General features: G+C 72.7%; 8 protein-coding genes and 3 pseudogenes. 8 read left to right on the plus strand and 3 right to left on the minus strand.

The genetic code is table 11. The features are described from left to right. Window positions 1-536 (plus strand): annotated as a pseudogene (locus JM949_RS30475) (transglutaminase domain-containing protein); the annotation flags it as partial. Between the two features lie 25 nt (window positions 537-561). Here JM949_RS30475 and JM949_RS30480 read toward each other — a convergent pair. Continuing rightward, window positions 562-1,509 (minus strand): LysR family transcriptional regulator, encoded by a 948-nt coding sequence (locus JM949_RS30480; protein WP_203151568.1) that lies wholly within the window; start codon window positions 1,507-1,509, stop codon window positions 562-564. Between the two features lie 122 nt (window positions 1,510-1,631). Here JM949_RS30480 and JM949_RS30485 point away from each other — a divergent pair, with 122 nt between their 5' ends. From JM949_RS30485 to JM949_RS38860, 4 genes and pseudogenes are all read left to right on the plus strand, one after another. Beyond that, window positions 1,632-2,858 (plus strand): MFS transporter, encoded by a 1,227-nt coding sequence (locus JM949_RS30485; protein WP_203151569.1) that lies wholly within the window; start codon window positions 1,632-1,634, stop codon window positions 2,856-2,858. Window positions 2,859-2,893: 35 nt separating this feature from the next. Then, window positions 2,894-3,691 (plus strand): ABC transporter ATP-binding protein, encoded by a 798-nt coding sequence (locus JM949_RS30490; RefSeq protein ID WP_203151570.1) that lies wholly within the window; start codon window positions 2,894-2,896, stop codon window positions 3,689-3,691. After that, window positions 3,688-4,449, plus strand: a complete 762-nt coding sequence (locus JM949_RS30495; RefSeq protein ID WP_203151571.1) for an ABC transporter permease — start codon at window positions 3,688-3,690, stop codon at window positions 4,447-4,449. The genes JM949_RS30490 and JM949_RS30495 overlap by 4 nt, the downstream gene beginning before the upstream one ends. Before the next feature lie 45 nt (window positions 4,450-4,494). Then, window positions 4,495-5,262: pseudogene (locus tag JM949_RS38860) on the plus strand (MerR family transcriptional regulator); the annotation flags it as partial. A gap of 115 nt (window positions 5,263-5,377) precedes the next feature. On the opposite strand, the gene JM949_RS30505 reads toward JM949_RS38860, so the two are convergent. Beyond that, window positions 5,378-6,169, minus strand: a complete 792-nt coding sequence (locus JM949_RS30505) for an SDR family oxidoreductase (RefSeq protein WP_203151573.1) — start codon at window positions 6,167-6,169, stop codon at window positions 5,378-5,380. Beyond that, on the minus strand, window positions 6,166-7,149 hold the full coding sequence (locus JM949_RS30510) for an LLM class F420-dependent oxidoreductase (RefSeq protein WP_203151575.1): 984 nt from the start codon (window positions 7,147-7,149) through the stop codon (window positions 6,166-6,168). Before JM949_RS30510 ends, JM949_RS30505 begins: the two co-directional genes overlap by 4 nt. Window positions 7,150-7,303: 154 nt before the next feature. Between JM949_RS30510 and JM949_RS30515 the strand changes: the two genes are divergently transcribed. The 3 genes and pseudogenes from JM949_RS30515 to JM949_RS30525 form a co-directional block, all read left to right on the plus strand. Continuing rightward, window positions 7,304-8,524 (plus strand): low temperature requirement protein A, encoded by a 1,221-nt coding sequence (locus JM949_RS30515; RefSeq protein ID WP_203151574.1) that lies wholly within the window; start codon window positions 7,304-7,306, stop codon window positions 8,522-8,524. 51 nt (window positions 8,525-8,575) lie between these two features. After that, a pseudogene (locus JM949_RS30520) lies at window positions 8,576-8,746 on the plus strand (DUF1028 domain-containing protein); the annotation flags it as partial. Window positions 8,747-8,806: 60 nt separating this feature from the next. After that, window positions 8,807-8,910, plus strand: a 104-nt coding sequence (locus JM949_RS30525; protein WP_407664856.1) for a DUF1028 domain-containing protein, incomplete at its 3' end; no start/stop codon positions are given.

The following is an 8,910-nucleotide window of genomic DNA, read 5'->3' on the forward strand; positions in this document are numbered from 1 at the left end:
TCGCCACGCCGGTGTTGGTCGCCGGTGCCGGCGGTGGCCTGTTGCTGCTGGTGGGGGCGGCGCTGTTCGCCCTGGTGGCGATGCGCCGCTCGCTGACCCGCGCCCGGCTGGGCCGAGGCGATCCTGGTCAACGTATCGCCGGCGCCTGGCGCGAGGTCACCGACGCGCTGCGCCTGGCGGGGAGGCCGGTCGGCGAGGATCTGGCGGCCACCGAGGTGGCCGAGCAGGCTCGGCAGACCCTGCTGGCCGCTGGCCTGCGGCGCACGTCGGTCGACCCGGCGGACGCCGCCGGTGGCGACGATCGTCAGGCGTCGGGCGGTGCGCTCGGGTCCGGTGCCGGCGGGCCAGTCACCATGGTCGACGAGCTGGCGGGTCTGCTCAACCAGGTGGCCTTCGCGCCCGGTACCGCGACGGCGGCCCAGGCGGACCGCGCCGGTGCGGTGGCCACCAGCTACGTGCGGGTTCTGCGCGCCGCCCGCCCGTGGTGGCGACGGTTGCTCTGGTCGATCCACCCCGGCCCGCTGCGCCGCCGCTGAACCAACCCTGGGCGGCGGGATCGGACTACCTGTCGCCACGGCGTGGCGTCGTCGCCCAGGATGGACGCCAGGTCGCCGCCGGCAGGGGCGTCAGGTTCGCGAGGTGGTTGATGATCGGGCGGAGCCCGGGGTGTGGGTTCGTCCGGGGCAGGATGAGGGAGATCGGGTAGGCGAGCGTCGGCGCGACGATCGGGATGCGGCGCAGGTCGTGGTTCGTCGGCCAGAGGTACCGGTCGCGGGCCCCGACGAGGGTGGCCACGTTCGCGGACTCGGCCAGGGTGTCCAGCAGGACCTCGTCGCCGAAATGCGGGCCCGCCGCGTCGATGCGCAGGTCGAAGTCGGTGGCGAGCTGGTCGTAGAAGTCCGCCCATTCGCTGCCCGGCGCGATGCCCGGCACCCAGATCCGGTGCCTGCGTAGCTGGGCGGGGGTCAGCGTTCGCGCGGAGGCGAGCGGGTGGCGCGGGCCGACGAGGAGTTCCAGCGCGGAGTCGAAGGCGGGGATCATCCGCACGTCGCGCGGGAGGGTGGCCGGGTCGGTGACGGTGCGGAACGACGCGTCGATGTCGCCGGCTTCGACGGCGGCGACCACGACGCGTGGGTCGTTGACCTTGAGCGTCACCACGTCGAGGTTGGTGCCGGGGTGCGACCGCCAGTAGTCGTGCAGGATCACCGCCTGCGCGCTGCGCAGGCCGAGGACGTCGATCCGCAGGGCCCGGGAGCCCGGCCGGACCGCGCTGATGGCCCGCTCGACGCCCGCGACGACGCTGCGGGCGTGCGGGAGGAACGCCTGACCGTCGAGGGTCAGCTCGACCCCTCGGGCGGTACGGGTGAACAGCCGGATCTCCAGCTCGCGTTCCAGGACCGCGATCCGCTTGGAGACCGCCTGTTGCGTCACGCCCAGCTCGTCGGCGGCCTGTTGCAGCTGGCCGAGTTCGGCCGCGCGGACGAATGATCGCAACGCCTCGGTGTCCATCCGGTGATCGTAGAGCGGCACAACCGATGGTTGTGGCTCGCCCGGCGGCCGGTTGTTTGATCACGCTGCGGCGCGGCTGGTGTGCTCCGGCACCGAACGAACTGTTGTCGCGAGGGAGTGGCATGGGTGCGCGGTTGGAGTCCAGCTTCGGATGGTTGTGGTCGGCCTACGCGGTCAGCACGTACGGCACGTGGGTCGCCTTCGGGGCGTTTCCGCTCATCGCGGTTCGGGTGCTGCACACGTCGGCGTTCGCCGTCTCGCTGCTGGCGGCCGTCGGGCTGGCCGTCGCCGCGATCGTCGCGGTCCCGTTCGGGCCGTGGGTGGAGCACCGGGCCAAGCGTCAGGTGCTGGTCGGGATGGACCTGGTCCGGTTCCTCGCCACGGCGAGCGTCCCGGTCGGGTACCTGCTCGGCCTGCTGTCCTACGGTCACCTGCTGGTCGTCTCGGTGATCTGCGGCGCGGCGGGCATCGCCTGCACCGCCGCCTCGGGCGCGTACCTGAAACACCTCGTCCCGTCGGAGCGCCTGCTCGTCGCGAACGGACGACTCGAGGGCACGCTCTGGGTGGCGACCGCGGTGGGCCCGCCGGTCGGCGGCGCGCTGGTCGGGCTGTTCGGCCCGGTCGCCACCGTCGCCGCCGACGCCGTCAGCTACCTGCTGTCCGCGCTCGCGGTCCTGCGCATCCGGGGCGGCGACGTGGCGACGCCCCGCGACCCGGCGACCCGGATGCGCGCCGCGGACCTGCTCAACGGCTGGCGGTCCATCCTGCACGACCAGCTGCTACGACAGCTGTTCCTGAACGCGGTGACGGTGCAGGGTCTGATCATGGCCACCGGTCCGCTCCTGGCCGTACTCCTGCTCGGTCAATACCAGCTCCCCGCCTGGCAGTACGGTCTCGCCTTCGGCGTACCGGCAGTCGGCGGCCTCGTGGGCGCCCGTCTCTCCGCCCCGCTCGCCGACCGCTACGGGCGGCACCGCACGCTTGTCGTCTTCGGCTGGCTGCGCGCGATCTTCCCGCTCGGTCTCGCGTTCACCCAACCGGGCATCCCCGGGCTCGTCACGGTGATCATCGTCGAGGGCCTGCTGATCACCTGCATGGGCGTCTTCAATCCGCTCAGCGCTACCGAACGCCTCCGCCGCACCCCCGACTGTCACACCGCGCAGGTGCTCACCGCCTGGAGCGTCAGCAGCAAACTCGTCCAGGCCACGCTCATGACGATCTGGGGTGTGCTGGCCACCCGCACCGGCCCGCTCACCGCGATCACCATCGCCGGCGTCCTGCTTCTCGCCACCCCGCTACTGCTGCCCGCCGCGCGAGCACGCCGGCATGCGGTTGCTCCGGCGGCTTGACCCTGACGCTGCGTCAACCCCGCATGCTGACCGCCATGAGCATCCCGGCAACAACCAGTCAGGTCCACGGACCTGCGATCCAGGTGCAGGGGCTGGAGAAGTCGTTCAAACAGGTGACGGTGCTGCGCGGCGTGGACCTCGCGGTGCCACGGGGCAGCATCGTCGCCCTGCTCGGCTCGAACGGGGCGGGCAAGACCACGGTGGTGAGGATCCTCGCCACGCTGCTGCGAGCCGACACGGGCACCGCCCGGGTCAACGGCTTCGACGTCGCCACCCAGGCCGCCGAGGTACGCGAGTCGATCAGTCTCACCGGGCAGTTCGCGGCGGTCGACGAGATCCTCACCGGCAGGGAGAACCTGGTCCTGGTCGCCCGACTGCGGCACCTCAGGCAACCGGGCGCGATCGCGGACGAGCTGCTGCGACGCTTCTCGCTGACCGAGGCGGGCGGCCGGCGGGTGGCGACCTACTCCGGCGGCATGCGCCGCCGCCTGGACATCGCGATGAGCCTCATCGGGAACCCGCCGGTCATCTTCCTCGACGAGCCGACGACCGGGCTGGACCCGCAGGCACGCATCGAGGTGTGGCAGGCCGTCAAGGAACTCGCCCGGGGCGGCACCACGGTGCTGCTCACCACCCAGTACCTCGACGAGGCGGAGCAACTGGCCGACCGGATCGCGATCCTGCACGAGGGTCGGATCATCGTCGACGGCACCCTCGACGAGCTCAAGAAGCTCCTGCCAGCCGCCGAGGTCGAGTACGTCGAGAAGCAGCCGACCCTGGAGGACGTCTTCCTCAGTCTCGTCGGTGCCCCAAAAGAACAGGAACAACGATGAGAAGGCACTTCCTCGGCGACACCGCTGTCCTGCTGGGACGCTCGCTGCGGCACATCAGCCGCAGCCCGGACACCATCATCACCACAGCGGTCATGCCGATCGCGTTCATGCTGCTGTTCGTCTACGTGTTCGGCGGCGCGATCGAGACCGGCACCGACTCGTACGTGAACTACCTGCTGCCCGGCATCCTGCTCATCACCATCGCCTCCGGCATCTCGTACACCGCGTTCCGGCTCTTCCTGGACATGCAGGGCGGCATCTTCGAGCGCTTCCAGTCCATGCCGATCGCCCGGTCGGGCGTGCTCTGGGCGCACGTGCTGACCTCCCTGGTCGCCAATGTGATCTCGCTCGTGGTGGTCGTCGGCGTTGCCCTGGTGATGGGCTTCCGCTCCGGCGCCGGGGTGCTGGCCTGGCTCGCGGTCGCCGGCATCCTCCTGCTGTTCACCCTGGCGTTGACCTGGATCGCCGTGATCCCCGGGCTCAGCGCGAAGTCGGTGGACGGCGCGAGCGCGTTCTCCTACCCGCTGGTCTTCCTGCCGTTCGTCAGCTCGGCCTTCGTGCCCACCGACAGCATGCCCGGTCCGGTCCGCGCCTTCGCCGAGCACCAGCCGGTGACCGCCATCGTCAACGCGATCCGGGCCCTGTTCACCGAGCAACCGGTGGGCACCGACATCTGGACCGCCCTCGCCTGGTGCGTCGGCATCCTCGTCATCGCCTACGGGTTCGCCATCGCCTCCTATCGCCGCCGGATCTCCTGAGCCACCGTCAGCGTTGGCCGGGTGGGGTGAGGGCAGGATCAGAGCATGCTGACGATCGGTCAACTGGCCGCGTACGCGGGCGTCACGGTGCGGGCGGTACGCCACTACCACCAGGTCGGGCTCCTGCCCGAGCCGGAGCGGGACGCGTCGGGCTACCGCCGCTACGGCGCGACAGCGGCCGTCTCCCTGATCAGGATCCGCATCCTGGCCAGCGCGGGGGTTCCGCTGTCCCAGATCGGCCGGCTGCTCGACGCCGATCCGCCGACGTTCGCCGACGCGGTCCGGCAGATCGACCGGCAGCTGCGCGACGAGATCGCCCGGCTGGAGGCCAGCCGTCAGCAGATCGCCCAGCTCGCCGCCGGGGACCGGCTGGCGCTGCCACCGGAGGTGGTCACCTACCTCGATCGGCTCCGGGCGATCGGGGCCTCGGAACGAATAGTGGAGGGCGAGCGGGACGGCTGGATCCTGATGGCGGCGCGCTGGCCGGACCACACCCGGGAGTGGATGCCCAGCAAGATCGCGCAGCTCGACAACCCGCAGGCGGTGCGGCTCTACCGGATCCTGTCCGGGATCTTCGACGACGACGTGGCCGACGACGCCGCCGACGCCGCGCGGCTGGAGGAGCGCCGACCTGATCGCGACCTGGCCGAACAGGCGTACGCCTCGGGCCAGATCGACCTGGGCGAGGTGGCGCAGGACGACCTGCCGTTCGACCTGCTGGACGCGCTCGCCGTCGAGGCCGACCCGCGGTTGCAGCGGCTGCTGGACCTGATGCGGGAACGCGGCTGGGCCGGTCTGGCCCGGCTGGAACGGTTGGCCGAGCCCCGGGCCGAGCGGCCGGGCCGGGCCAAGCCGAGCGGCCAAGCCGAGCGGCCGGGCCGAGCGGCCGGGCCGGGCCAGAACGCCAGGCCGGGCGAGCCGCCTCAGGTCAGGCGGTCAGCCGGCGGATGAGCTTGCGCATGCCCGCCTGCCAGCCGTCCGGGTCCTCGGCGCGGCGGCGCGCGAAGTCGGCGACCTCGGGGTGCGGCAGGATCAGGAACCGCTCCTCGGCCAGCCCGGCGACGGCGGCGTCGGCGACCTGGTCCGGGGTGAGCACCGCACCGGACGCGGCGACCACCCGGGCGCCGAGATGACCCTGGACGATCCCGTCGGCGAGCAACGGAGTGTCCACCCCCTGCGGGCAGAGGGCACTGACCCGGATGCCCCGGTCCCGGTAGGTGATGGCCAGCCACTCCGCGAACCCCACCGAGGCGTGCTTCGTGGCGGTGTACGCGGCGTCACCGACAGCGGTCAGCACCCCGGCCGCCGAGCAGGTGTGCAGCAGGTGCCCGCCGCCCCGGGCGAGCATGCCGGGCAGCACCGCACGGGCCGAGTAGACGTGGGCGAGCACGTTCACCCGCCACGCCCGGTCCCAGCCGGCGTCGTCGACCTCCACTCCCCCGCCGGTGGTCACCCCCGCGTTGGCGCAGAACAGGTCGATCCGGCCGTACCGTCGCTCGGTGTCGGCGACCAGCGCGCGGACCTGCTCCTCGTCGGTGACGTCGAGGGCGGCTGGGTGCGCGACCGGACCGATGCCCTCGGCCACCGCGCGGGCCGAGTCGCCGTGCAGATCGGCGACCACCACGGCGGCGGCCCCCTCGGCGGCGAACCGGCGCGACAGCGCCGCGCCGATGCCGCCGGCCCCGCCGGTGACCACCACGATCCGGTCGGTGAGGTTCACGCGGACGCCTCCACCAGGTTGGTGCCCAACCGGGCGATGAGGTCGAGCAGCGCGGCTGCGCCGCCGGCGGTGACCTCGGGGGTCGGCAGCAGCGCGAGCACCGGCACGTCGACCCCGGCGTCGGCGTAGCGGCGCACCTCGGCCCGGCACCGCTGCGGTGAGCCGTGCAGCACCAGCGCGTCGACCACGTCGTCCGGCACCGCCGCGCTGGCACCGCGCCGGTCACCGGCGGCCCAGGCCCGCCACATCGGCGCCAGCGCCTCGTCGCGGCCGAGCCAGCGGTGGAACTCGGCGTACGCCGGGACGGTGAGATAGCTGGTGATGAGGCGGCGACCCAGCGCACGGGCGTACCCGGCGTCCTCGGTGGGACAGACGAAGATCCGGGCGGCGACCTCGAAGCCGGCCCGCCGCTCGCCCAGCTCGGCGAGGGCCCGCGGCACGTCGTCGGCGCTGAGCCAGTTGAGGATGACCCCGTCGGCCTCCGCGCCGGCCAGCCGCAGCATTCCCGGGCGCAGCGCGGCGAGCAGGATCGGCGGCGGCACCGCCGGCGGCCGTTCCAGCGTGAACCGGCGGACGGTGAAGGTGTCGTAGTCCTCGTCGATGGTGTCACCGCGCAGCGCGGCGCGCAGAAAGCGCAGCACGTCGCGGGTGCGACGGTACGGCTCCTCGAACGGCACCGCGTTCCAGTCCCGGACGAGCACCGGCGAGGACGCGCCGATGCCGAGCGAGAACCGCCCCGGCGCGGCCTCGGCCAACGCCGCCGCGCTCATCGCCAGCAGCCCGGGGCCCCGGGTGAAGACCGGCGTGATCGCGGTGCCGAGTCGCAGCCGGGGCTGCCAGGCCGCGGCGAGCGCCAGCGGGGTGAACGCGTCGGCCCCGGCGACCTCGGACGACCAGACGTCGGTGAACCCGGCCCGGTCGAGGGCCGCGTAGGCCGCGTCGTGGTCCGCCAGTGCGATCCCGCCCAGCGGCACGGTCATGCCCCATCGATTCGTCACCGATCGATCGTGCCCGTTGACGGGGCACCCGAGCAAGATCCCCGGACTGGGCAGAATCGCCGGTTTCGGGCCGTGCGTTGAGGCCGGGGTGCTACGACTGCGAGGTGGACCGGACCGACGGCGCAGGTCGCTGACCATGGGTTCCAGGGCGGCAGGGAACCTGGAGCCGGTCCCCGGGGTGGCCACGCCCGGCCGGGCCACCTTCCTCGAACTCTTCTTCGACCTGGTGTACGTCTTCGCGCTCACCCGGATCTCGGCCCGCGCGTTCGAGGACCTGACCCAGGAGCCGGGTCGCGACCACGCCTGGGGTGCGGTCACCGGCGGCGGCAAGTCGCTGCTGTTGCTGCTCGCGCTCTGGGCGGTCTGGCAGGGCACCGCGTGGACGACCAGCCGGTACGACCCGTACCGGGTGCCGCTGCAGACCGTGGTGATCACCGCGTTGGTGTGCAGCATGCTGATGGGGGTCGCGATCCCCCGGGCGTTCACCCAGACCGCGCTGATGTTCGCGGTGGCGTACGTGGTCGCGCAGCTGACCCGGCCGGTGATCCTGTCGATCGCGCTGGGCGCGCACCCGTACCGCCGACTGAAGGTGCGGATGGCGGTGGTGTACGCCGTCAGCGGGGTGCTCTGGATCAGCGGTGCGCTGTTGTCGACGAACGCGCAGGTGGTGCTCTGGTCGACGGCGCTTGTCGTCGAGTACCTGGCGGCCCGCTGCGGCTGGCCGGTGCCCGGCCTGGGCCGCTCGACGATCTCCAAGTGGGAGATCGCCGGGGAGCACCTGGCCGAGCGGTACCAGCAGTTCTTCCTCGTCGCGTTGGGCGAGACGATCCTGGTGGCGGGCTTCGCCTACAGCAAGGGACCGTACGAGGTGGGGCACGCCTGGGCGTTCGCGCTCGCACTGGCCACCTCGATCATGCTCTGGCGGATCTACGTGCAGCGGGCCGGACGGATCCTGGGCGAGGCGGTGCTGAAGGCCCGGCACCCCGCCGACATCGGCCGTTCCGCGGCCGACACCCACCTGGTGATGGTGATCGGTCTCGCCGCCACCGCGATCGGATACGAGCTGATCATCGAGGACCCGCTGGGGCGGATCTCCGGGCCGTGGCTGGCCATGGTGCTCGGTGGTCCGGCCCTGTTCCTGGCCGGGCGGGCCCGCCTGGAGTACGAGGTCTTCGCCCGGGTCTCCCCGTCCCGGTGGATCACCCTGCTGGTGCTGGCCGCGGCGGCGGTACCGCTGCGGTTCCTGCCGGGCGTGGCCGCGACCGCGGTCGGGGCGGTGGTGCTGGCCGCGGTCGTGGTGGTGGACGCCCGTCGGGCCCGTGGCGCCCCACCGGAGGCCGCCGCGCCGCCCTTCTGAGCCAACGCCGCGCGACGATGTCCCGCCGGCGCGGAGGGTTAGTCTCGGCGGGTGACTTTCTCGCTCGTCGCCCGTTCCGATGATGGCCGCCTGCACGGCGTGGTCGTCGCCAGCAAGTTCCTCGCCGCCGGGGCGCTGGTGCCGGCCGCTGCCGCCCAGGTGGGGGCGTTGGCCACCCAGGCGCACGCCAACCTGGCCTACCGTCCGCAGGGCCTCACTGTCCCGCCGGCGCGGAGGGTTAGTCTCGGCGGGTGACTTTCTCGCTCGTCGCCCGTTCCGATGATGGCCCGCCTGCACGGCGTGGTCGTCGCCAGCAAGTTCCTCGCCGCCGGGGCGCTGGTGCCGGCCGCTGCCGCCCAGGTGGGGGCGTTGGCCACCCAGGCGCA

The sequence above is a fragment of the Micromonospora tarensis genome, assembly GCF_016803395.1.
In the GTDB taxonomy this organism is placed as follows: domain Bacteria; phylum Actinomycetota; class Actinomycetes; order Mycobacteriales; family Micromonosporaceae; genus Micromonospora; species Micromonospora tarensis.

Excerpts from the sequence above, each read along its gene's own strand:
- JM949_RS30495 (WP_203151571.1), top strand. The coding sequence starts at position 3,688 with ATGAGAAGGCACTTCCTCGGCGACACCGCTGTCCTGCTGGGACGCTCG.
- JM949_RS30515 (WP_203151574.1), top strand. The coding sequence starts at position 7,304 with ATGGGTTCCAGGGCGGCAGGGAACCTGGAGCCGGTCCCCGGGGTGGCC.
- JM949_RS30490 (WP_203151570.1), top strand. The coding sequence starts at position 2,894 with ATGAGCATCCCGGCAACAACCAGTCAGGTCCACGGACCTGCGATCCAG.
- JM949_RS30510 (WP_203151575.1), bottom strand. The coding sequence starts at position 7,149 with ATGACCGTGCCGCTGGGCGGGATCGCACTGGCGGACCACGACGCGGCC.
- JM949_RS30485 (WP_203151569.1), top strand. The coding sequence starts at position 1,632 with ATGGGTGCGCGGTTGGAGTCCAGCTTCGGATGGTTGTGGTCGGCCTAC.
- JM949_RS30480 (WP_203151568.1), bottom strand. The coding sequence starts at position 1,509 with ATGGACACCGAGGCGTTGCGATCATTCGTCCGCGCGGCCGAACTCGGC.